The organism is Duganella kummerowiae (assembly GCF_053572355.1).
On the sequence record NZ_JBKFEH010000002.1, the window covers coordinates 51,189 to 70,580 of the forward strand.

The 19,392-nt window shown below is 67.9% G+C and carries 23 protein-coding genes; 14 read left to right on the forward strand and 9 right to left on the reverse strand.

Translation table 11 applies throughout. The annotated features are described in order from the left end of the window. Nucleotides 1-8 precede the first annotated feature (8 nt). The gene (gene mltG / locus ACLB1G_RS01060; protein ID WP_491625323.1) at nucleotides 9-998 is read right to left on the reverse strand and encodes an endolytic transglycosylase MltG; all 990 of its coding nucleotides are present in this window, start codon (nucleotides 996-998) and stop codon (nucleotides 9-11) included. Nucleotides 999-1,121: 123 nt separating this feature from the next. On the opposite strand from mltG, the gene ygfZ reads away from it, so the two are divergent. The 3 genes from ygfZ to ACLB1G_RS01075 are packed head-to-tail and all read left to right on the forward strand — an operon-like array spanning nucleotide 1,122 to nucleotide 3,165. After that, nucleotides 1,122-2,132 carry a CAF17-like 4Fe-4S cluster assembly/insertion protein YgfZ gene (ygfZ, locus tag ACLB1G_RS01065; protein ID WP_491625324.1) on the forward strand — a complete coding sequence of 337 codons (1,011 nt, stop codon included), beginning with the start codon at nucleotides 1,122-1,124 and terminating at the stop codon, nucleotides 2,130-2,132. A 2-nt stretch (nucleotides 2,133-2,134) separates the two neighbouring features. After that, a complete protein-coding gene (locus tag ACLB1G_RS01070; RefSeq protein ID WP_491625325.1) occupies nucleotides 2,135-2,422 on the forward strand; it encodes a DUF4936 family protein in 288 nt (95 codons plus the stop codon). Continuing rightward, nucleotides 2,413-3,165, forward strand: coding sequence for an NRDE family protein (locus ACLB1G_RS01075; protein ID WP_491625326.1), 753 nt, complete (start codon nucleotides 2,413-2,415; stop codon nucleotides 3,163-3,165). The genes ACLB1G_RS01070 and ACLB1G_RS01075 overlap by 10 nt, the downstream gene beginning before the upstream one ends. A 60-nt stretch (nucleotides 3,166-3,225) precedes the next feature. On the opposite strand, the gene ACLB1G_RS01080 is transcribed toward ACLB1G_RS01075, so the two are convergent. The 5 genes from ACLB1G_RS01080 to ACLB1G_RS01100 form a co-directional block, all read right to left on the reverse strand. Then, nucleotides 3,226-3,705 carry an SRPBCC family protein gene (locus ACLB1G_RS01080; protein ID WP_491625327.1) on the reverse strand — a complete coding sequence of 160 codons (480 nt, stop codon included), beginning with the start codon at nucleotides 3,703-3,705 and terminating at the stop codon, nucleotides 3,226-3,228. A gap of 18 nt (nucleotides 3,706-3,723) precedes the next feature. Further along, nucleotides 3,724-4,161 carry a GNAT family N-acetyltransferase gene (locus ACLB1G_RS01085; RefSeq protein ID WP_491625328.1) on the reverse strand — a complete coding sequence of 146 codons (438 nt, stop codon included), beginning with the start codon at nucleotides 4,159-4,161 and terminating at the stop codon, nucleotides 3,724-3,726. Nucleotides 4,162-4,234: 73 nt separating this feature from the next. Further along, the gene (locus tag ACLB1G_RS01090) at nucleotides 4,235-5,230 is read right to left on the reverse strand and encodes an NADP-dependent oxidoreductase (protein ID WP_491625329.1); all 996 of its coding nucleotides are present in this window, start codon (nucleotides 5,228-5,230) and stop codon (nucleotides 4,235-4,237) included. A gap of 2 nt (nucleotides 5,231-5,232) precedes the next feature. Further along, complete coding sequence (locus tag ACLB1G_RS01095; RefSeq protein ID WP_491625330.1) at nucleotides 5,233-6,012, reverse strand: SDR family oxidoreductase; 780 nt, start codon at nucleotides 6,010-6,012, stop codon at nucleotides 5,233-5,235. Continuing rightward, entirely contained in the window at nucleotides 6,013-6,315 is a 303-nt protein-coding gene (locus ACLB1G_RS01100) for a Dabb family protein (RefSeq protein WP_491625331.1), read from the reverse strand. Nucleotides 6,316-6,568: 253 nt separating this feature from the next. On the opposite strand from ACLB1G_RS01100, the gene ACLB1G_RS01105 reads away from it, so the two are divergent. From ACLB1G_RS01105 to ACLB1G_RS01115, 3 genes are all read left to right on the forward strand, one after another. After that, on the forward strand, nucleotides 6,569-8,263 hold the full coding sequence (locus tag ACLB1G_RS01105) for an MFS transporter (RefSeq protein WP_491625332.1): 1,695 nt from the start codon (nucleotides 6,569-6,571) through the stop codon (nucleotides 8,261-8,263). A gap of 66 nt (nucleotides 8,264-8,329) precedes the next feature. Next, entirely contained in the window at nucleotides 8,330-8,731 is a 402-nt protein-coding gene (locus ACLB1G_RS01110; RefSeq protein ID WP_491625333.1) for a c-type cytochrome, read from the forward strand. A 46-nt stretch (nucleotides 8,732-8,777) separates the two neighbouring features. Beyond that, nucleotides 8,778-9,593 carry an alpha/beta fold hydrolase gene (locus ACLB1G_RS01115; protein WP_491625334.1) on the forward strand — a complete coding sequence of 272 codons (816 nt, stop codon included), beginning with the start codon at nucleotides 8,778-8,780 and terminating at the stop codon, nucleotides 9,591-9,593. Between the two features lie 34 nt (nucleotides 9,594-9,627). On the opposite strand, the gene ACLB1G_RS01120 is transcribed toward ACLB1G_RS01115, so the two are convergent. Further along, nucleotides 9,628-10,614, reverse strand: a complete 987-nt coding sequence (locus ACLB1G_RS01120; RefSeq protein WP_491625335.1) for a CE1 family esterase — start codon at nucleotides 10,612-10,614, stop codon at nucleotides 9,628-9,630. A 167-nt stretch (nucleotides 10,615-10,781) separates the two neighbouring features. On the opposite strand from ACLB1G_RS01120, the gene ACLB1G_RS01125 reads away from it, so the two are divergent. Both ACLB1G_RS01125 and ACLB1G_RS01130 read left to right on the forward strand, forming a co-directional pair. After that, complete coding sequence (locus ACLB1G_RS01125; protein WP_491625336.1) at nucleotides 10,782-11,501, forward strand: response regulator; 720 nt, start codon at nucleotides 10,782-10,784, stop codon at nucleotides 11,499-11,501. A gap of 88 nt (nucleotides 11,502-11,589) precedes the next feature. Beyond that, the gene (locus ACLB1G_RS01130; protein WP_491625337.1) at nucleotides 11,590-12,954 is read left to right on the forward strand and encodes an ATP-binding protein; all 1,365 of its coding nucleotides are present in this window, start codon (nucleotides 11,590-11,592) and stop codon (nucleotides 12,952-12,954) included. A gap of 3 nt (nucleotides 12,955-12,957) precedes the next feature. Here ACLB1G_RS01130 and ACLB1G_RS01135 read toward each other — a convergent pair whose 3' ends face one another. Next, nucleotides 12,958-13,959 carry a polysaccharide deacetylase family protein gene (locus tag ACLB1G_RS01135; RefSeq protein WP_491625338.1) on the reverse strand — a complete coding sequence of 334 codons (1,002 nt, stop codon included), beginning with the start codon at nucleotides 13,957-13,959 and terminating at the stop codon, nucleotides 12,958-12,960. A 20-nt stretch (nucleotides 13,960-13,979) separates the two neighbouring features. Further along, nucleotides 13,980-14,675, reverse strand: a complete 696-nt coding sequence (locus ACLB1G_RS01140; RefSeq protein WP_491625339.1) for an SDR family oxidoreductase — start codon at nucleotides 14,673-14,675, stop codon at nucleotides 13,980-13,982. Nucleotides 14,676-14,776: 101 nt separating this feature from the next. Here ACLB1G_RS01140 and ACLB1G_RS01145 point away from each other — a divergent pair, with 101 nt between their 5' ends. The 6 genes from ACLB1G_RS01145 to ACLB1G_RS01170 all read left to right on the forward strand — a co-directional run bounded on the left by ACLB1G_RS01145 (nucleotide 14,777) and on the right by ACLB1G_RS01170 (nucleotide 19,347). Continuing rightward, entirely contained in the window at nucleotides 14,777-15,700 is a 924-nt protein-coding gene (locus tag ACLB1G_RS01145; protein ID WP_491625340.1) for a LysR family transcriptional regulator, read from the forward strand. A gap of 108 nt (nucleotides 15,701-15,808) precedes the next feature. Further along, on the forward strand, nucleotides 15,809-16,804 hold the full coding sequence (locus tag ACLB1G_RS01150) for an acyl-CoA dehydrogenase (protein ID WP_491625341.1): 996 nt from the start codon (nucleotides 15,809-15,811) through the stop codon (nucleotides 16,802-16,804). Further along, nucleotides 16,801-17,577 carry a PIG-L deacetylase family protein gene (locus tag ACLB1G_RS01155; protein ID WP_491625342.1) on the forward strand — a complete coding sequence of 259 codons (777 nt, stop codon included), beginning with the start codon at nucleotides 16,801-16,803 and terminating at the stop codon, nucleotides 17,575-17,577. The genes ACLB1G_RS01150 and ACLB1G_RS01155 overlap by 4 nt, the downstream gene beginning before the upstream one ends. After that, nucleotides 17,574-18,185 (forward strand): class I SAM-dependent methyltransferase, encoded by a 612-nt coding sequence (locus ACLB1G_RS01160; RefSeq protein WP_491625343.1) that lies wholly within the window; start codon nucleotides 17,574-17,576, stop codon nucleotides 18,183-18,185. The genes ACLB1G_RS01155 and ACLB1G_RS01160 overlap by 4 nt, the downstream gene beginning before the upstream one ends. After that, nucleotides 18,182-18,895: a glycosyltransferase family 2 protein gene (locus ACLB1G_RS01165; protein ID WP_491625344.1), complete on the forward strand. Its 714-nt coding sequence runs from the start codon at nucleotides 18,182-18,184 to the stop codon at nucleotides 18,893-18,895. Before ACLB1G_RS01160 ends, ACLB1G_RS01165 begins: the two co-directional genes overlap by 4 nt. A gap of 107 nt (nucleotides 18,896-19,002) precedes the next feature. Beyond that, nucleotides 19,003-19,347, forward strand: a complete 345-nt coding sequence (locus tag ACLB1G_RS01170; protein WP_491625345.1) for a hypothetical protein — start codon at nucleotides 19,003-19,005, stop codon at nucleotides 19,345-19,347. Nucleotides 19,348-19,392: the final 45 nt, after the last annotated feature.

The window sequence follows — 19,392 nt, forward strand, 5'->3', positions numbered from 1 at the left end:
GTGTTTCTTTATCGTTGATATTGGTTGACCGCCCGGTTATGGTCGTTCAGGTTGTCGGAGAACTGGCTGGTGCCATTGCCCTTGGAGACAAAATACAGGGCCTGGGTCTTGGCCGGCGCCAGCGCGGCCGACAGCGACTGCACGCCCGGCAGCGATATCGGGGTCGGCGGCAGGCCGATGCGGGTATAGGTATTGTACGGGGTGTCCGTCTCCAGGTCCTTCTTGCGGATCTTGCCGTCGTAGCGCTGGCCCATTCCGTAGATGACCGTGGGGTCGGTCTGCAGCAGCATGCCCAGCTTGAGACGGTTGACGAACACGCCCGCGATCAGGCCGCGCTCGGACTTCTGCCCGGTTTCCTTTTCCACGATGGAGGCCATGGTCAGCGCCTCGTACGGCGACTTGTAGGGCAGCGAGGGATCGCGCTTTTCCCAGGCCTCGTTCAGGTGGCTGAGCATCATGGCGTGCGCCTGCTTGAATATCTGTAGTTCGCTGGAACCCTTGGCAAACAAATAGGTATCGGGGAAGAACAAGCCTTCCGGCTCCTTGTAGTCGGGCGAGACGGCCTTCATCAGCTCGCTGTCCGACATGGCCACGGTATCGTGCTTGAGGCCCTTGTGGGCGGCCATGGCGGCCCGCATCTGGCGGAAGGTCCAGCCTTCGATGATGGTCAGCGACTCCTGGGCGAATTCGCCGCGCACCAGCTGTTCGATCAGGCGGCGCGGCGTGGTGCCCGGCTTGAGCTCGTAGGAACCGGCTTTCAGCCTGGAACTCTTGCCGGTGGCGCGCGCCAGCAGGTTGAACAGCAGCGGCTGGATGGGCACGCCCGCTTCGGCAATCTGCTGGCCGGCCGCGTGCGCGCCGCTGCCGGGCGTGATGGTGAAGTCGATCGCCTCGGTGTCGCCGCCTATGATGGGCTGTTGCCCCCACCAGGCAAAATAGCCTCCGCCGGCGGCCACCGCCAGCACGGAGCAGAGGATGAGTTTTTTGATAACAGCCATCGTGTCAGGTTCAGGTTAAGGGCGCAGTGTGCCACCGTTTTGGGGTGGCCCCGGCGCGATTGTCGCGACATCACTATAATGAGCCCGTAATGATAATGCTTTACACGCCACTATATGGAAATTATGTATCCCTGGATTCAACAACTGGCCGCCGCGCCCGCGCTGGGCGCCACTGAACTGGCACAGGGCTTCGTCGCCCCCATCACGGACCTGGGCCTGATCGCCCTCCATGGCGAGGAATCGGCCAGTTTCCTGCACAACCAGCTCACCAACGACGCCCTTCACCTGGGGCTAGGCGAAGCGCGCCTGGCCGGCTATTGCACGCCCAAGGGCCGCCTGCAGGCCACCTTCCTGATGTGGCGCAGCGAGCAAGCCATCTATTTACAGCTGCCGCAGGACATCCAGCCGCCGCTGCAGAAGCGCCTGCAGATGTTCGTGCTGCGCGCCAAGACCAAGCTCTCCGACGCCACCGGCGTGGCGCCGTACGAGGTCAGCTTCGGCCTGGGCGGCGACCTGGCCCAGGCGGTGCTGCAAACCTGGTTCGACGTGCTGCCGGAACGCGCCTACGCCAAAATCGATCATCCGCTGGGCACCCTGATACGGCTGGCCGACGCCTTCGGCGCGCCGCGCTACCAGTGGCTGCTGACGGCGCAGACGGCGCACACCGTGTGGCCGGAGCTGTCGGCCAGGCTGGCCGTGGCATCGAACGCCTGGGAACTGTCCGCCATCCACGCCGGCGTGCCGCAGATTACCAAGGCCACGCAGGAGCAGTTCGTGCCGCAGATGGTCAATTACGAGCTGCTGGGCGGCGTCAACTTCAAGAAGGGCTGCTACCCCGGCCAGGAAATCGTGGCGCGCAGCCAGTACCTGGGCAAGCTGAAGCGCCGCACCGCGCTGGCCACCATCGCCGATGCGGGCGCCGTGGCGGGCGCCGAAGTGTTTTCCAGCGATGACCCGGGCCAGCCCTGCGGCATGATCGTCAACGCAGCGCCCAACGGCGCCGGCGGCGTCGATGCGCTGGTGGAGATCAAGCTGGCGGCCATCGACTCGGCTTCCGTGCACCTGGGCTCGGCCGAGGGCGCGCCCCTGGCCTTCCGTCCCCTGCCCTACGCCGTGGACGCGCCCGACGCCTGACCATGGACTTGTACGTTTATTACCGCGTCAGGGAAGGCGACGCCGAACGCCTGCGCCCGGCCGTCGCCGCCATGCAGGATGGGCTGGCGCAGCGCCACGGCGTGCACGGCCAGCTCAAGCGCCGTCCGGAAACCAAGGATGGGGAGCAGACCTGGATGGAGGTGTACCCGGCCGCACCGGATGGCTTCCAGCCGGCCCTGGATAAGGCCGTGGCCGAAGCCGGGCTGGCCGCCTGTATCAGCGGCGCGCGCCACACCGAAGTTTTCGTGGACGTGACGCCATGTGCCTGATCGTCTTTGCCTGGAAAGTCGTGCCCGGCGTGCCGCTGGTGGCGGCCGCCAACCGCGACGAGTTCTACCAGCGCGCCACCGCCCCGGCCGCGCCCTGGCCCGACCATCCGCACATCTACGGCGGGCGCGACCTGCTGGCCGGCGGCAGCTGGATGGGCATCGCCCAGTCACCCCAGCCGCTTGGCGGCATGCGGGGTTCGCGCTTTGCCGCCATCACCAATATCCGGGCGCCGTCCGAGCACAAGGAACATGCGCCGTCGCGCGGGCATCTGGTGGCGGATTTCCTGGCGGGCGGGATGACGCCGCAGGAGTATGTGGCGGCCATCGAAGCCGATGCGTCGGCATACAATGGCTACAACCTGGTGCTGGCCGACCGCGACACCCTGGTCTGGTATTCCAACAAGGGACAGGACGACCCGCGCAACGGGCAGCCGCTGGAGCCCGGCATCTACGGGCTGTCGAACGCCCTGCTGGACGCGCCCTGGCCCAAGGTGCTCAAGACCAAGGCGCAATTTGCCAGCCTGCTATGCCTGGGCGCACCAGATGACGCGTATTTTGAAATGCTGTCCGATACCACGCAGGCCCCGGATTTGCGCCTGCCGGACACCGGCGTGCCGCTGGACCTGGAACGTGCGCTGTCGGCCGTGCGCATCGAAATGCCGGGCTACGGCACCCGCACCTCGACCGTGGTGAAGCTCTACGATCAGGCCCCTGCCGTGCTGCACGAAGTCCTGATACAGTAGCGCAGCCTGACCGTCATTGCCGTGCAAGCGGCAATCCATACCGCGCCTGCAGTACCCCGCTCAGCGGCTCATGTGCGCAATCAGCTGCTCCAGCGCCGCATTCCAGCCCTGCTCGAATCCCATCTCCTGGTGCTGCCTGAGCGTGGCCTCGTCCTTGTGGCGGGCGCAGGCGATGTAGCGGGTGCGCCCGCCCGGCAAATCCTCCAGCGTGATAAAGGCAGTCACGAAATCCACGCCGGTGGGGCGGAAGCCCGGTCCCAGCGCCGTGGTCCACACCAGCCGCTGGTTGGGCACGATCTCCAGGAAGGTACCGATGTTGACGTGCCGGGCGCCGTCCGGCGACTCCATCACGGTGCGGAACAAGCCGCCGGGGCGCAGGTCCACCTGGGCCTCCACGGTCTTCCACGGCGCCGGCGTGAACCAGTGCACGATGTGCTCGGGCTGGGTCCAGGCGGCCCAGATCTTGGCCGGCGAGATATCCACCTCGCGCTCGAAATACAAATCCAGTGTGGGATCGAAGTTCTCTACGGTGTGGGTCATGCCGGCTTTCCTTTCCAATCAGGACAGAGGTCGTAACATATTCACGTGAGGCAGGCCCGCTTCGTAGAACTCCTCGCCCTCGGTGGCGAAGCCGTGCCGCTGGTAGAACGGGGCCGCGTGGGTCTGGGCGCTCAGGGCCACTTCGCGGTCGCCGCGCTGGCGCGCCTGGGCCATCAGCGCCTGCAACAGGGCGCTGCCGACACCGCTGCCGCGCGCGCTCTGGCGCACCGCCATGCGGCCGATATGTCCATCCGGCAGCAGGCGGCCGGTGCCTACCGGGACGCCGTTTGCATCGTAAGCGACGGCGTGCAGGCAGTAGGCGTCCATGGCGTCCAGCTCGATCTCGGCAGGCACCTTCTGCTCCTCGACGAAGACTTCGAAACGGATGGTCTTGGCGTCCTCGCCCAGGGTGGCCCAGTCGCCAAGGCGGATGTTGTAATTGTCGGTCGTGCTCATGGCATAGTCCTCAAACAAAAAACGATTGTCGCACGGACTACAACGATGCGCCAGATCAGCTTATTTGGATCAGCTAGATCAGGCGGACCAGCTGCTTGCCAAAATTCTCCCCCTTCAGCAGGCCTATTAAAGCCTCGGGCGCCGCCGCCAATCCCTGCGCCACCGTTTCGCGGTACTTGAGCTTGCCATCGGCCACCAGCGCGCCCAGCTCGGCCAGGCCCTGCGGCCAGTCCTGCATCTGTTCGGTGATGATGAAACCCTGCAGCGTCAAACGGCGCAGCAGCAGCAGGCGCGCATTGCGGATAGGTACTTCGTCGCCGTTGTAGCCGGCGATCATGCCGCACAGGGCGATGCGGGCAAAGGGATTGGTGCGCGCCAGCGCCGCGTCCAGCACGGCGCCGCCCACGTTTTCGAAGATGGCGTCCACGCCGTCCGGGGTGGCGGCGGCCAGGTCGGCTTCCAGTCGCCCGGCCTTGTAGTCGATGCAGGCGTCGAAACCCAGTTCGTCGACCACGTAGGCGCACTTCTCCGCGCCGCCGGCGATGCCCACCGCGCGGCAGCCCTGCAGCTTCGCCAATTGGCCAACCACGCTGCCGACCGCACCGCTGGCGGCCGACACCACCACCGTTTCGCCCGCCTTGGCGCGCATGATGCGGCGCAGGCCATACCAGGCCGCCATGCCGGGCATGCCCACCGTGCCCAGGAAGGCCGGCAGGGGAATGCGACCGGCATCGAGCTTGCGCAGCTGGGCGCCGTCGGCCAGGCCCATCTCGGCCCAGCCCAGCATGCCGTTCACATAATCGCCCACCGCAAAGTCGGGATGGCGCGATTCCACCACCCGGCCCACGGTGCCGCCTATCATGGTCTGGTCCAGTTCCTGGCGCGCGGCGTAGCTTTGCGCATTGCTCATGCGGCCGCGCATGTAGGGGTCCAGCGACAGATAATGGTTGCGCACCAAAACCTGGCCCTCGGCGACGAGCGGGATGTCCACCGTCTCCAGCCGGAAGTTGGACGGCAGCACCGGCCCGCGCGGGCGCGAGGCCAGTACGATACGCTGATAAGTTCCCATGTTCACACCGCCGATACGCCGCCATCCACGGCCAGTATCTGGCCGGAGATGTGTTTGCCCGCCTCCGAGGCGAACAGCACCACCGCCCCCTTGAGGTCCTCGTCATCGCCCAGCCGCCGCAGCGGCGCCTGGCGCGCCAGTTCATCGCCCATTTGCGCCAGCAGCCCTTTGGTCATCTTCGACGGGAAAAAGCCCGGCGCCAGCGCGTTGACCGTGATGCCGTACTCGCCCCATTCGCCCGCCAGGGTGCGGGTGAAGTTCACCACCGCGCCCTTGGAGGTGTTGTAGGCCAGCGTCTTCATGCTGCCGGGCGGATTGCCTGCCAGCCCGGCGATGGAGGCCACATTGATGATGCGGCCATGGCGGCGCGGGATCATGGAGCGCTTGCCCACCAGCTGCGACACCAGGAACATGCCGCGTATATTCAGGTTCATCACCTTGTCCCAGGCCTCGACCGGATGGTCCTCGGCCGGGGCGCCCCAGCTGGCGCCTGCATTGTTGACCAAAATATCGATATGGCCCAGATGGCCCAGGGCGGCCGTCACCAGCCGGTCGGCGCCCGCCTCCTGCGCCAGGTCGGCGGCCACCGCGCAGGCCGGCACGCCGCGCGCGGCCAGGAAGGCCAGCGCTTCATCGAGTTCGGCCTGCTTGCGCGACGAGATCACCACGGCCGCGCCCTGCTCGCCCAGGGCCAGCGCCATCTGCAGGCCCAGGCCGCGCGAGCCGCCCGTCACCAGCGCCGTGCGTCCCGCCAGCGAGAACAATTCCCGTGTGGTGCGCATTCAGACCTCGTAATCCATGCACTGGCGCGCTTCGCGGATAGCGCCGATGAAGGGCTTGATGGCCACGTGTTCCGGATGCTCGAGGTAGGCGTCCAGCGCCGCGCGGTCCGTGAATTCCGAGTACAACACCACGTCGTAGGTGGCTTCCAGACCGGGCTGGGCCAGCACCGCCTCGAACTTCAGGGTGCCGGGCGACAGCGTGGCGCAGGCGTCCAGCAGCGCCTTCATCTTGATGGCGTTGGCGGCGCGGTCGGCGCCTTCGGCATGCTCTTTCAACTTCCACATAACGATGTGCTTGATCATGGTGCTTTCATTCGAATGGCTGATCGGCGCAGCATACAAGATTTGCCTGACTTGCACCACGCGCCGTACGATTTTTTTAGCACGACCGTTCGCAAAAATAATGCAGCGTATGATCACTTGTAAGCTCGGCGTAAGTTTGAAGCAAGAATGACGTAAGGTTAGCCCGCCACACTGGCCCCAAGCTGATAGTGAAACGCCAATATCCGCTGTAGCAGATCCATAAAAGTACTTCCATAAAACAAGGAGACACATCATGGCTATAACGACTGCCGACGCCCGCAATGCACCGGCCAAAGCCGGTCCCATGACGGCCGAGGAACGCAAGGTGATCTTTGCGTCCTCGCTGGGGACCGTATTCGAGTGGTACGACTTTTACCTGTACGGCTCGCTCGCATCCATCATCGCCAAGCAATTCTTCATCGGTGACCCGACCACCACCTTCATCTTCGCGCTGCTGGCCTTTGCCGCCGGCTTCATCGTGCGTCCGTTCGGCGCGCTGGTGTTCGGCCGCCTGGGCGACATGGTGGGCCGCAAATACACCTTCCTGATCACCATCCTGATCATGGGCGGTTCCACCTTCGTGGTCGGCCTGCTGCCGGGCCACCAGCAGATCGGCATTGCCGCTCCCATCATCCTGGTCACGCTGCGCATCCTGCAAGGCCTGGCGCTGGGCGGCGAGTACGGCGGCGCGGCCACCTATGTGGCTGAACACGCCCCCGAGGGCAAGCGCGGCGCCTTCACCGCGTGGATACAGACCACCGCCACCATGGGCCTGTTCCTGTCGCTGGTCGTGATCCTGGCCACCCGTACCGCCATCGGCGAGGAAGCCTTCAACGCCTGGGGCTGGCGCGTGCCTTTCCTGGTGTCGGTGCTGCTGCTGGCGATCTCGGTGTGGATACGCATGGCCATGAATGAATCGCCGGCCTTCGCCAAGATGAAAGCCGAGGGCAAGGTATCGAAAGCCCCGCTGAGCGAAGCCTTCGGCCAGTGGAAAAACATGAAGATCGTGGTGCTGGCCCTGGTCGGCCTGACCATGGGCCAGGCCGTGGTGTGGTACACCGGCCAGTTCTACGCCCTGTTCTTCCTGCAGACCACGCTGAAGATCGACATCATGAACGCCAACCTGCTGACCGCTACCGCGCTGCTGCTGGCCACCCCGTTCTTCATCGTGTTCGGTTCGCTGTCCGATAAAATCGGCCGCAAGAAAATCATCATGGCCGGCTGCCTGATCGCCGCCGTCACCTACTTCCCCATCTTCAAGGCCCTGACCCACTACGGCAATCCGGCCCTGGAAACCGCGCTGCAGAATTCGCCCGTGACCGTGGTGGCCGATCCTGCCTCCTGCCACTTCCAGTTCAACCCGACCGGCACCAGCAAGTTCCCGTCCTCGTGCGACATCGCCACCGGCCTGCTGTCGAACGCCTCGGTGGCCTACACCAAGGTGGCCGCACCGGCCGGTTCCGTGGCCGTGATCAAGGTGGGCGACAAGGAAGTCACTTCCTTCAACGCCGTCATGACCGCCGATGGCCTGAACTTCGATGCCGACAGCAAGAAGAAGGAAGCCGACCTGAAGAAAGAACTGGGCGCCGTGATCAAGACTGCCGGCTACCCGGCCAAGGCGGACGAAACGCAGATCAACAAGCCGATGATGGTGCTGCTGCTGTTCATCCTGGTGATCTACGTGACCATGGTGTACGGCCCGATCGCCGCCATGCTGGTGGAGATGTTCCCGACCCGTATCCGCTATACTTCCATGTCGCTGCCCTACCATATCGGCAACGGCTGGTTCGGCGGCCTGCTGCCGACCACCTCGTTCGCGCTGGTCGCGTTCAAGGGCGATATCTACTACGGCCTGTGGTATCCCATCGTCATCGCCCTGGTCACCTTCGTGATCGGTGTGCTGTTCGTGAAAGAGACCAAGGACAACAACATCTACGCCGCCGACTAAGCTGCGTGGCGCAAGCCTACGAAAGCCGCCAGCGATGGCGGCTTTTGTTTTTTGGGAGTGTCATCGATGCAGTCAACCCAAGCCGTCCTGCTGCTGGCGGCATTATTTCACGGGGCCGCCACGGCCGCGCCCGCGCCCGCCGGCGACCCGGTGGCGGGCAAGGCCGCGTTCTACAAGTGCGCGTCCTGCCACCAGGTCGGGGCCAGTGCGCGCGGCGGCTTCGGACCGCAGCTGAACGGCATCATCGGCCGTCCCGCCGCCATCACCAGGGACTTTCAGTATTCGACGGCGCTGAAGAATTCGCGCCTGGTCTGGAACGAAGCCAACCTGGCGGCCTTCCTGCGCGGCCCCAGCGACCTGGTGCCGGGTACCAAAATGCGCTTCTGGGGCATCAGCGACGAGCGCCAGATCGCCAATCTGCTGGCCTACATGCGGACATTTCCCGCCTATGCGGAAGCGCCAAGGTAGGCTAGGATAGAGCTCCTTGACATTCCCTTAACGTTGGAGCCCGACCATGTCTTTCCCTGCGGCCGCCCGCGTGGCGCTTTTTGCAACCCTGTCGTTCGCACTGGCCGCGTGCGAGACCCTGCCCACCACCGGGCGCGCCACCTTGTCGGCGGCGGCGGCCCCGGCCTACGCGCTGGCCGGCAGCGGCAGTCCTGCCGTGGTGCTGCAAGCCGGCCTGGGCGATGGCAAGGCCACCTGGGAAAAGGTGTTCGACCCGCTTTCCAGGTCCGGACAGGTGTTCGCCTACGACCGCCCCGGCTATGGCGACAGCGCCTGGACCGACGGCCCGCGCGATCCCTGCACGGTGGCGCGCGAGCTGCATGCGACCCTGCAGGTGGCCGGCGTCAAGCCGCCCTACATCCTGGTCGGCCACTCGCTGGGGGGACTGTACCAGTATGCTTACGCCAAGCTGTACCCGTCCGAGGTGGCGGGACTGGTGCTGCTCGACCCCACCCATCCGCGCCACCTGGCCCGGCTGCAGGCCGACAACCCGACCATGGCGGCCGCCGCCAAGGGCATGAACATGCTGACCATGTCGGCCGCCGCCCGGCGCGAATTCGCCGACCAGGCAGAGTGCGTGGATGGCTTGAACCAGTCGGTTCCGCTGGCCATGCCGGTGCGGCTGCTGGCCAGCGGCAAGCGTGATTTCATGGAAACGGCGGGCTACGCCGCCACCCTGGACAAGCTGCGCCAGGACTGGCTCAAGCTGACCGGCGCCGCGCGCGTGGAAGTGCAGCCGTCCAGCACCCACTATTTGCAAAAAGATGTGCCGGACGCCGTGATCGCGGCAGTCAATGACCTGCGCCGCGCGCCGAAGCGCTGACTTACCGGGGAGCGCTGTATTAGTCCCGCTTCAGCTATAACGCCGAAGCCCGTGTGTGGGTCTTGAAGAAATCCCAGATCACGCTGGTGGCGTCGATGTCGTCGTAATGTTGGCGCTCGACCAGCGGCTTTTCGCCGGTGGCCGGACCCGGCCAGCCGTGGTCCGCCGAGGCCAGCCGGTAGAACCGCACTTCCGCGCCGGCCGCGCAGGCGTTGCTGGTCTCGGTGGTCACGTCGCCCTCCGTGGACACCACCGGCGCGCCGCCGCAGCCATCGGCCCGGCGCCAGAAATCGACCGCATAGGCGACCGGCTTGAAAGGCTGGGACTGCGCGCGCGCCACGAAGCGGGTCGGACTCATGCCGCCCTCGTAGCCCACCACCTGATCCTTCATGCCGTGCATGATCAGCATGGGCACAGGCACGCGCGGCGCCGGCTCGTCGCCGAACAGGGCGCCCGCCACCACGGCCGCCCCGGCCAGCCGCCGCGGATAGGCTATCGCCACCCGATGGGCCAGCATGCCGCCATTCGATAGCCCTGCCACGTAGACGCGGCTGGCGTCGACGCGCGTCGTGCGGCTCACATCGTCGATCACGGCGCCGACAAAGCGCACGTCCTCGCTGCCGCTGGCCATGGCTTCGCCGCAGCAGCCGCCTGCGTTCCAGGTCCCGCTGTTGGCCTTGCGCCCGATACCATTGGGCGCCACCAGTATCAAGCCCTCGGCGGCGGCCTTGGCCTGCCAGCGCGCGATCATGGTCGCGCCATTGCCGCCGCCGCCATGCAGCAGGACCACCAGCGGCGCCGCAGCCCGTCCCTGGCTGGCGTCCAGCACCAGGTAGCTGCGCTGGACGCCGCCAAACGCCAGCGTAGTCTCCACTACGCCGGGAATGGCGGCCGCCGCCGGCATGGCCGAGCTGCGCGCCGCCAGCCGTTCGCGCAGGGTGGGACGGTCCTGTTGCCGGGCCAGGGCGCAGGCGGATAAGAGCATCGCCACCACGGCCAGGCTGGTAAAGCTTGTCTTCATGGTCACTCCTCGTGCAGTAAGATAGGCCCATCTTAACGGCGCCCGGTCACGCCCTTGCGACGCAACCGTTGCGGACCGTAACGAAGTGTAACGCTGGCCGCCAGCCCTTCCCGAGTCTATCCTTGCCATCTACACTAGCCGGTAACGCCGCCAACCGGACCAAGCGCATGACCCAGACCACCCTGATCGCCGTTGTGGAGGATGATCCCGAGATCCGCGCCCTGATTGCCGGGCTGCTGAAACGGGAAGGCTACGAGGTGGCGCCCTGCGGCGGCGGTGCCGACCTGCACCGCGCCATGGCGCGGCGCCGGGTCGACCTCGTGATCCTGGACTTGATGATGCCGGGCGAAGACGGTTTGTCGATCTGCCGCCGGCTGCGTTCCGGCACCCTGCAGACCCCGGTCATCATGGTCACCGCCAAGGGCGACACCGTGGACCGCGTGATCGGCATCGAACTGGGCGCCGACGATTACCTGGCCAAGCCGTTCGACCCGCGAGAACTGCTGGCGCGCACCCGGGCCGTGCTGCGGCGCACGCGCGACGCGCAGCGTCCACCGCAAGCCGGGAGCAGCGCCGAACAATACGGGTTCGCAGGCTGGCGGCTGGACGCCGGCGCACGCCACCTGGTCCATCCGCAAGGCCGCCCGGTGGAACTGACCGGCGCCGAGTTCGATCTGCTGATGGTGTTCCTGGCCCATCCGCAAAGGGTGCTGAACCGCGAACAGCTGCTGGACTGGACACGCCGCCGCGCCGCCCAGCCCTTTGACCGCGCCATCGACGTGCAGCTGAGCCGCTTGCGCCGCAAGCTGGACGACGCGGCCGGCGAGATGATCAAGACCGTGCGCGGAGGCGGCTACCTGTTCGCGCCAGCCGTGGAGCGCCTCTGATGTGGGCCCGCGTGGACACGCAGGCCATGCGCCTGGGCCTGACGGTGCGGGGCAGCTACCTGTTCGCCCAGGCCGTGGAGCGGCTGTGATGTGGCGCCGCCTGGACACCCTGGCCATGCGCCTGGGCCTGACCGTGCTGGCGGGCGCGGTGGTGTTCCAGGCCGTACTGCTGGCCGTGGTGTTCTGGCCTGGTGGACCGGCACGTCCCGTGTTCCTGCTGCCGTCGCCGGAACAGGCGCTGGCCATGGCAGAGGCGCTGGAACAGGCGCCGCCCGCGCTGCGCCCCGCCATCGTGCGGGCATTCAATAGCGATGCCTTGATTGCCAGGCTGGCGCCCGCTACCGGCGCGGCGCCAAGTCCGCCCAACCGGGCCTCGGCCAGGCTGGAGCGGCTGTTCAGGCAGTATGCCAACGGACTGGGTGGCCGGTCATTCCACATCGAGGTGCGGCCGGACAGCCGGCTGAACGCCGTCAGCGCCGAGGATGTCGGCGCGCCGGCTCCGGCGCGGCTGGTGGTCAGGCTGGGCAACGGAGACAGCCTGGAACTGGAGCGTACCCGCGCCCCCGCCCTGGCGCGCCTGCTGGACCGCTCGCTCCTGGTGGCCGCGCTGGGCGTGGCCATCCTTGCCGCAGTGCTGATGGTGGCGCTGCGCCAGACGGCGAGACCGCTGCGCGATCTCGGCGCCGCATCGCGCCAGCTGGCCGCGCAGCTGGCCGCACCCGATCTTCCCCTGCAAGGACCGGCCGAGATCCGGGACTTGTCCCATGCCTTCAACGGCATGAAGCACACCATACGCACACTGATTGATGACCGCACCCGCATGCTGGCGGCGTTGGCGCACGATTTCCGCACCTACCTGACGCGCTTGCGCCTGCGCGCCGAATTCATCGGCGACGACGACCAGCGCAGCCGCGCCATCGCCGACCTCGATGAAATGAGCGCCCTGCTCGACGACACGCTGACCTTTGCGCGCGAGATGTCCGCATCGGGCTCGCCGGCGCAGCGCGAGATCGATGTGGCAAGCGAGATCGCGGCGGTGGTGGCGACCCGGCGCGAGCTGGGACAGGACGTGGCTTGGCAGCCGCCACAGGCGCCGCTGGCGGCCGCCTGCGCGCCCCTGCCATTCCGGCGCATGATGGATAACCTGCTCGACAATGCCGAGCGCTATGCCGGCGCCGCGCGGGTGGCGGCCAGCCGGGAGGGCGGCATGGTCATGATCACGATCGATGACGATGGTCCTGGGGTTCCCGAAGAGTCGCTCCCCCGCCTGACCTTGCCGTTCGAGCGCCTGGAAAGCTCACGGGCGCGCGCCACCGGCGGCAGCGGCCTGGGCCTGTCCATCGTGGCGGCCCTGGCCGCCAGCCAGGGCGGCTCCCTGGAGCTGGGCAACCGTCGTGAAGGCGGCCTGCGGGCGGCGCTGCGGCTGCCGGTGGCGGCCGGCGCTGACGGATAAGCCCTATATCGTCTCGGTCTCGCGCAGCGTGAGAGGACTGGACAGCGCGTAGCGCGCAATCTCATCCTTGCGCATGAAGGCCACGCCGGGCTTGGAGCGGGCATAGGCCAGGAACTGGTCCCACGCCCGCACCATCTGCGGCGTGCCGCTGATGCGGTCATGCGCGCTGACCGACATCAAGCGGCGGCGCGTGCCCGCCTCCTCGTACAGCTGGTCGAACTCGCCCTTGATCTGCTCCAGGAACTGCTGGGGCGTGTAGTTACGCCCTTCGATCAGCACGATGTCGTTGTTGCGCAGCGTGTAAGGCACCACCACGAAGTCCTTGCCGTTGACCTGCTCGATGAAGGGCTCGTCGTGGCTGACGTCATCGATGTGGTACAAGTAACCCAGCTCCTGCAGCAGCGACAGCGTGTTCGGCCCGCGCCGCAGCCAGTTGGCGTTGTAGCCCAGCGTCAGTTCGCCAGTGGCCTCGCGCACCATGTCGCGGCCCTGGAGCAGGAAGGCTTTTTCCTCGGCGCGGCTCATGTGGTATTGCGAACTCCAGCGCGGGCCATGGCCTGCCGCCTCATGGCCGCGCCGCACAATCTCGCGCGCCAGCTCCGGATGCCTGCGCACCGCCTCGCCTATCATGTGCGAGGTGACCTTGACGCCGTGCCTGTCCCACAGGTCCAGCATGCGCGGTATGCCTTCACGGTAGCCGTAGGCGAACCAGGTGTTGGCGGTGGCGTCGGACGGCACGCTGGCCGGAAAATCCACTTTCGGGAACGGGCTGTCCGCGCCCTTGGGCGGCTGGCCGCCAGCCTCGAACTGCATCGAGACCGAGATCACCAGGCGCGCGCCGTTGGGCCAGAACGCGCCTCCAGCCTGCTGCGGTGACCCGGCCTGCGCCCGGGCCGGCGTGGCCGCCCCGGCTTGCGCGCCCACTGCCAGCCCTGCCGCCAGCAAGGCGGCGCCGCCGCCGGCGCGGCCCAGGAAATCGCGCCGCGAAGTTTGGTCCTTGTTCATGTCATGTCCTTTCAAGTTGCTTACAGCAGGCCGCCGCCGTCCACGTCCACCACCGTACCGGTGATGAAGCCGTTCTGCATCAGCAGCAGGTAGGCCTGGGCCAGGTCGTCCGGCTGCCCTACCCGTCCCGCCGGCAGGCCGGCGCCGGCGCGTTCGGCCATGGCCTTGCGCTCGGCCTCGGCCAGCGGACCCCACATGCCGGTTTCCACCATGCCGGGGCTGACGACGTTGACGCGCAACGGCGCCAGCTCCTTGGCCAGGGTGCGGCCCATGGCTTCCACGGCGGCGTTCATGGACGCTTTCACCACCGCGCCCGGCACCGCCTTGCGGGCCAGCAGGCCGGAGGTGAGCGTGATCGAGCCGCCGGCACGCAGGTGCGGGGCGGCGTGCTTGGCCACGCCCAGCTGGCCGAACACCTTGACCTGGAAGGCCGCCAGCGCATCGGCCAGTTCCAGCTTGCCCAGCCGGGCCGACGCAATCACCGGTCCGGCGGTGGACACCAGGTGGTCGAAGGCGCCGACGCCGTCGAAGAAGCGGCGCACCGCGTCCTCATCCTGTATGTCCAGCTGCGCCGTTTCAATTTGCGCGTTCCAGCCGGCGGGTGCGGCGCGCCGCCCCACCGCGATCACGCGCGCGCCCTGGGCAGCCGCCAGTTCCGCCACCGCCCGGCCTATGCCGGACAGGCCGCCCACCACCACCACTGTCTGCTCGTTCATGTATATCTCCTGATTGGGGTATCGATGGACCTATTGTGTGCCTTCTCATTTCGTTTGATAATTGGCTTGATCTTTGAATGACTTTCACACCAGGATAGATAATGGCTAGCGACAGGCTGGGCGACATGCGCTTATTCACGCTGGCGGCGGAGCTGGGCAGCCTGTCGGCGGCCGGGCGCAAGCTGGGACTGTCGCCGGCGGCGGCCAGCGCCCGCCTGCTCAAGCTGGAGCAGGAATTCCAGACCCGATTGTTCGAGCGCACCACGCGCCGCCTGCACGTCACCGACGAGGGGCGGCTGTACCTGGAGCAGTGCCGCATCGCGCTGCAGGCCATCGCCGACGGCGAAGCGGCGCTGCGTGCCCGCCAGACCCTGGTGCGCGGCAAGGTGCGCATCTCGGCCACCTCGGACTTCGGCCGCAACCAGCTGTGCGCCTGGCTGCAGGAGTTCAGCGCCCTGCATCCGGAGGTGAGCTTTGCGCTGACGCTGTCGGACGCCATGTCCAACCTGCTGCAGGACGAGATCGACCTCGCCATCCGCTTTGCGGTGCCGGCGGACAGCCTGCTGGCGGCGCGCAAGCTGGCGTCCAACCGTCGCGTGCTGTGCGCCTCGCCCGCCTATCTGGCGCACCACGGCGTACCGGCCACGCCGGCGGACCTGGCGGCGCACCGCTTCGTGCTGCTGGCCGGTGCGCACGGCCCGGTCAACGAATTCCATTTCGCGCGCGGCGCCGAACGTCAGAGCATCGTGATTTCCCCTGCACAGGCATGGGAGACCAACGATGGCGCGCTGTCGCGCTCCTGGACGCTGTCCGGCGTGGGCATCGCGCAAAAATCGGTGTGGGACATCGCCGCCGACGTGCAGGCCGGACGGCTCCACATCCTGCTGCCGAAATGGACCACCAGCGAAATCGGGGTGCACGCCCTGTTCCATCCCAACCGCCATATGCCGCCGCGCGTGCGCCTGCTGCTGGACTTCCTGGTCGAAAAATTCGCCGTTGAGGAAGCAGCGACCTTGGGCTTTTGACAGCACCACACCTTCAATGTCCAGCCGCCACGCCAGCGTGCGCAATCTAACTGACCAAACCCGACAATAGCGCGATGCTGGCGGCATCCTGTCAACGTGGACGCCGCCATGACACCCGCCGCCATCGAACGCCATCTGCCCTTGCTGTCCGGCGCCACGCCGCCGGAAGCCATGCGCTCCCTGATCGGGCGTGAGCTGGACCGGCCGCCGCTGCCGGGCGGCGGCGCCACGCTGGAGCGCTGGCGCATCCTGGCCGCTGTCGGCGGACAGGACCTCAGCCTCTTCAAGCTATACGAGGGCCATACCGACGCCATCGCCATCCTGCACGAGCTGGAGGGCCCGCCCGCACCCTACGGCAGCCTTTGGGGCGTGTGGTGCGCTGAATCGCCCGAGTCGCGCCTGGAACTGCGCGGCGCCAGCCTGACCGGCACCAAATTGTGGTGTTCGGGCGCGGCGGACGCCAGCCACGCCCTGGTGAGCTGCTGGAACGAGGCCGGCGAACCTTGCCTGGCCGCCGTCCAGCTGGACCAGCCCGGCGTGGAAGTGACGGACCAGGGCTGGCACGCGGTCGGCATGGCCGCCTGCGCCAGCGTGGACGTGCACTTCCAGGATGCTTGCGCGCGCCAGGTCGGCGCACCCTATGCCTATTTGCACCGGGCAGGCTTCGCCCATGGCGCCATCGGTGTGGCGGCGGGCTGGCACGGCGCCGCCTGCGCCATCGCGGAAAGGCTGCACCGGCAGCTGCACGACAGCCATGAAGACAGCCGCGACGCCCTGCGCCTGGCCCAGCTGGGCGGCGTGGACGTGGAACTGAGCGCCGCTGGCGCCCTGCTGCGCATGGCCGCGGCCGAGATCGACCGCTCACCCAGCGCCGACGTCAATGCCATGGCGCTGCGCGTGCGGCTGGCGGTGGAGCAAGCGGCCACGCGCGTGCTGGCGCTGGCCATGCGCGCGCTGGGCGCCGGTCCGTTGTGCCGCGACCGCCACTTCGCCCGCATCTGCGCCGATCTGCCGGTGTTCCTGCGCCAGAGCCACGCCGAACGCGACCTGGCGCGCCTGGGCAAGATGATGGCGGCCCTCCCCGACTGCGGGTGGCGGCTGTGAACGCGGCAGCCCACGGCGTACCGCGCGACCGCCGCATCGTCGGGGCCGGTACCCCGGACGGGGAATGGCAATCCTGGCGCGGCCTGCGCGAGCTGCCCGCCGTCTCCATTGCCGACCTGGTCCCGCCCGGCATGCGCGCTGTGCTGGTGGCGCCTCACCCGGATGACGAAACCCTGGCCTGCGGGGGCCTGCTGCAGGCACTGGCCGCGCAGGGCAACGCCATCCTGCTGGCCGCCGTGACTGACGGCGCCGCCAGCCATCCCGGTTCTCCGCTGTGGACCCCGGCCCGGCTGGCGGAGATCCGGCCGCAGGAAACCGCCAGCGCCATGCAAGTGCTGGACCTGCCCACGCTATCCACCTGGCGCGCGGGCCTGCCGGACGGCCATGTCGCGCCCAACGCCTCGCGCCTGCAGGACATGCTGCTGCACCTGCTGCGTCCCGGCGATGTGGTACTGTCCACCTGGCGCCACGACGGCCATCCCGACCATGAAGCGGCCGGTCGCGCGGCAGCAGCGGCGGCGGACCGGCTGAGCCTGCGCCTGATCGAGTATCCGGTGTGGGCCTGGCACTGGAGCCACCCGGGCGACCTGCGCCTGCCCTGGGGCAGCGCGCGCCGCCTGCCGCTCACCCACCAGCAGCTGCGCCGCAAGCGCCAGGCGCTGGACTGCTACCACAGCCAGCTGGAGCCGGACGCCAGCACCGGACGTCCGCCCGTGGTGCCGCCCACCGCGCTGGCGCGTCTGCTGCACCGCGACGAGATCTACTTCCTATGAACCGCGAAGACGCCCTGGCCCGCCATTTCGATAACCTCTACCAGGCCGGGCACGACCCGTGGCAGGTGCGCGAACGCTGGTACGAACAGCGCAAGCGCAGCCTGCTGCTGGCCAGCCTGCCGCGCCGCCGCTACCAGCGCGCCTACGAACCCGGCTGCGGCAATGGCGAGCTGACCGCCGCCCTGTCGGCGCGCTGCGGCCAGGTGCTGGCGTCGGATGGCTCCCTGGCCGCACTGGAGCGCGCCCGCCAGCGCCTGGGCCCGCAGGCTGCCAAGGTCACGCTGGAGCACCACCAGGTGCCGCACGACTGGCCGGCCGGCACATTCGACCTGATCATCATCAGCGAACTGGCCTACTACCTTGACCAACCTGCGCTCAACGTGCTGGCCCGGCGCTGCGCCGCCAGCCTCGCCGCGGGCGGCACGCTGGCGCTGTGCCACTGGAAGCCGGATTTCGGCGACCGCGTGCTGCCGACCCTACAGGTCCACGCCGCCTTCCGCTCCCTGCCGCGCATGCACCAGATCGTCCTCCACGAAGAAGCCGACTTCGTGCTGGAAGTGCTGTCGCCCGACGCGCGCTCCGTGGCCAGCCTGGGAGAGCCGGCGTGATCGGGGTGATCGTGCCTGCCCATGACGAACAAGCCCTGCTGCCCGACTGCCTGCACGCGCTGCGCGTGGCCGGCGGCCATCCGGCCCTGGACGGCGAGCAGGTGTGCATCATGGTGGTGCTGGACGCCTGCACCGACGGCTCGGCTGCCATCGCCCGGCGCCACGCCCGGGCCAGCACCGGCGCGGCCGTGCGGGTGCGCCATCTGGCACTGGAAGCGCGCAATGTAGGCGCGGCCCGCGCGGCCGGGGCGCAGGCGCTGCTGGAGCGCGGCGCGCGCTGGCTGGCCTGCACCGACGCCGACAGCCGGGTCGCCCCGGACTGGCTGGCCGCCCAGCTGGCGCTGCAGGCCGACGCCGTGTGCGGCACGGTACAGGTGCACGACTGGAGCGCGCACCGTGAACATGCGCCGCTGCTGGCGCGCCACTACGCCCGCCACTACCGCGACGTGGACGGCCACCGCCACATCCACGGCGCCAACCTCGGCGTGTCGGCAGAGGCCTACCGCATGGCCGGCGGCTTCCCGCCGCTGCGCAGCCACGAGGACGTGGCCCTGGTCGAGGCGCTGGAACGCGGCGGCGCCCGCATCGCCTGGAGCGCGGCCCCGCGCGTGGCCACCAGCGCGCGGCGCGACGCCCGCGCGCGCGAAGGCTTTGGCGACACCATGCTGCGCATCGTGGCGGCCCAACTGGCGGCGGGCCACGCCGCCTGACATCGTCCTGGCGCCGCGCGCCATCCGGTCCCGGCTAGAATTGCAAGCCAGTTGCGGTTACAATATGTCCGGTTTGTTAACCGGATCCTTACGCCTCCTTACCCCAGATGTTGCGCCGTTCGTTCATGCATGTGCTGCTGTCGCTGCTGTTGCTGGTCTCCCAGCAGCTGGCGTTGACACACGCCCATGTGCACGCCTATGTGCATACCGAGGACGTCGGCGGCGGCTGGACCCAGGCCGCTGGCGGCCACGAACCGTCCAAGCCCAAGCTGGCCGACCATATCTGTTCCCACTGCGCCGCCTCGGCGCAGCTGGCCCATGCCATAGCGGGCCAGGGTTACAGCTTCACTGCGCTGGACGTTTCCTACGGCCCGGTGCGGGCGGACGAGGTCAACTCGGCCAGCCAGCAATCCGTGCGCGGCTTCCACGCGCGCGCCCCGCCTCAAGCCTGACAGCCTTCCCCTCATGTTTTTCCTGCACCGCCGCGATCCGGCCGG

Excerpts from the sequence above, each read along its gene's own strand:
- mltG (WP_491625323.1), bottom strand. The coding sequence starts at position 998 with ATGGCTGTTATCAAAAAACTCATCCTCTGCTCCGTGCTGGCGGTGGCC.
- ACLB1G_RS01115 (WP_491625334.1), top strand. The coding sequence starts at position 8,778 with ATGTCTTTCCCTGCGGCCGCCCGCGTGGCGCTTTTTGCAACCCTGTCG.
- ACLB1G_RS01100 (WP_491625331.1), bottom strand. The coding sequence starts at position 6,315 with ATGATCAAGCACATCGTTATGTGGAAGTTGAAAGAGCATGCCGAAGGC.
- ACLB1G_RS01160 (WP_491625343.1), top strand. The coding sequence starts at position 17,574 with ATGAACCGCGAAGACGCCCTGGCCCGCCATTTCGATAACCTCTACCAG.
- ACLB1G_RS01070 (WP_491625325.1), top strand. The coding sequence starts at position 2,135 with ATGGACTTGTACGTTTATTACCGCGTCAGGGAAGGCGACGCCGAACGC.
- ACLB1G_RS01140 (WP_491625339.1), bottom strand. The coding sequence starts at position 14,675 with ATGAACGAGCAGACAGTGGTGGTGGTGGGCGGCCTGTCCGGCATAGGC.
- ACLB1G_RS01170 (WP_491625345.1), top strand. The coding sequence starts at position 19,003 with ATGTTGCGCCGTTCGTTCATGCATGTGCTGCTGTCGCTGCTGTTGCTG.
- ACLB1G_RS01090 (WP_491625329.1), bottom strand. The coding sequence starts at position 5,230 with ATGGGAACTTATCAGCGTATCGTACTGGCCTCGCGCCCGCGCGGGCCG.
- ACLB1G_RS01120 (WP_491625335.1), bottom strand. The coding sequence starts at position 10,614 with ATGAAGACAAGCTTTACCAGCCTGGCCGTGGTGGCGATGCTCTTATCC.
- ACLB1G_RS01145 (WP_491625340.1), top strand. The coding sequence starts at position 14,777 with ATGGCTAGCGACAGGCTGGGCGACATGCGCTTATTCACGCTGGCGGCG.
- ACLB1G_RS01080 (WP_491625327.1), bottom strand. The coding sequence starts at position 3,705 with ATGACCCACACCGTAGAGAACTTCGATCCCACACTGGATTTGTATTTC.
- ACLB1G_RS01110 (WP_491625333.1), top strand. The coding sequence starts at position 8,330 with ATGCAGTCAACCCAAGCCGTCCTGCTGCTGGCGGCATTATTTCACGGG.
- ACLB1G_RS01135 (WP_491625338.1), bottom strand. The coding sequence starts at position 13,959 with ATGAACAAGGACCAAACTTCGCGGCGCGATTTCCTGGGCCGCGCCGGC.
- ACLB1G_RS01130 (WP_491625337.1), top strand. The coding sequence starts at position 11,590 with ATGTGGCGCCGCCTGGACACCCTGGCCATGCGCCTGGGCCTGACCGTG.
- ACLB1G_RS01075 (WP_491625326.1), top strand. The coding sequence starts at position 2,413 with ATGTGCCTGATCGTCTTTGCCTGGAAAGTCGTGCCCGGCGTGCCGCTG.
- ACLB1G_RS01125 (WP_491625336.1), top strand. The coding sequence starts at position 10,782 with ATGACCCAGACCACCCTGATCGCCGTTGTGGAGGATGATCCCGAGATC.
- ACLB1G_RS01105 (WP_491625332.1), top strand. The coding sequence starts at position 6,569 with ATGGCTATAACGACTGCCGACGCCCGCAATGCACCGGCCAAAGCCGGT.
- ACLB1G_RS01150 (WP_491625341.1), top strand. The coding sequence starts at position 15,809 with ATGACACCCGCCGCCATCGAACGCCATCTGCCCTTGCTGTCCGGCGCC.
- ACLB1G_RS01085 (WP_491625328.1), bottom strand. The coding sequence starts at position 4,161 with ATGAGCACGACCGACAATTACAACATCCGCCTTGGCGACTGGGCCACC.
- ACLB1G_RS01095 (WP_491625330.1), bottom strand. The coding sequence starts at position 6,012 with ATGCGCACCACACGGGAATTGTTCTCGCTGGCGGGACGCACGGCGCTG.
- ygfZ (WP_491625324.1), top strand. The coding sequence starts at position 1,122 with ATGTATCCCTGGATTCAACAACTGGCCGCCGCGCCCGCGCTGGGCGCC.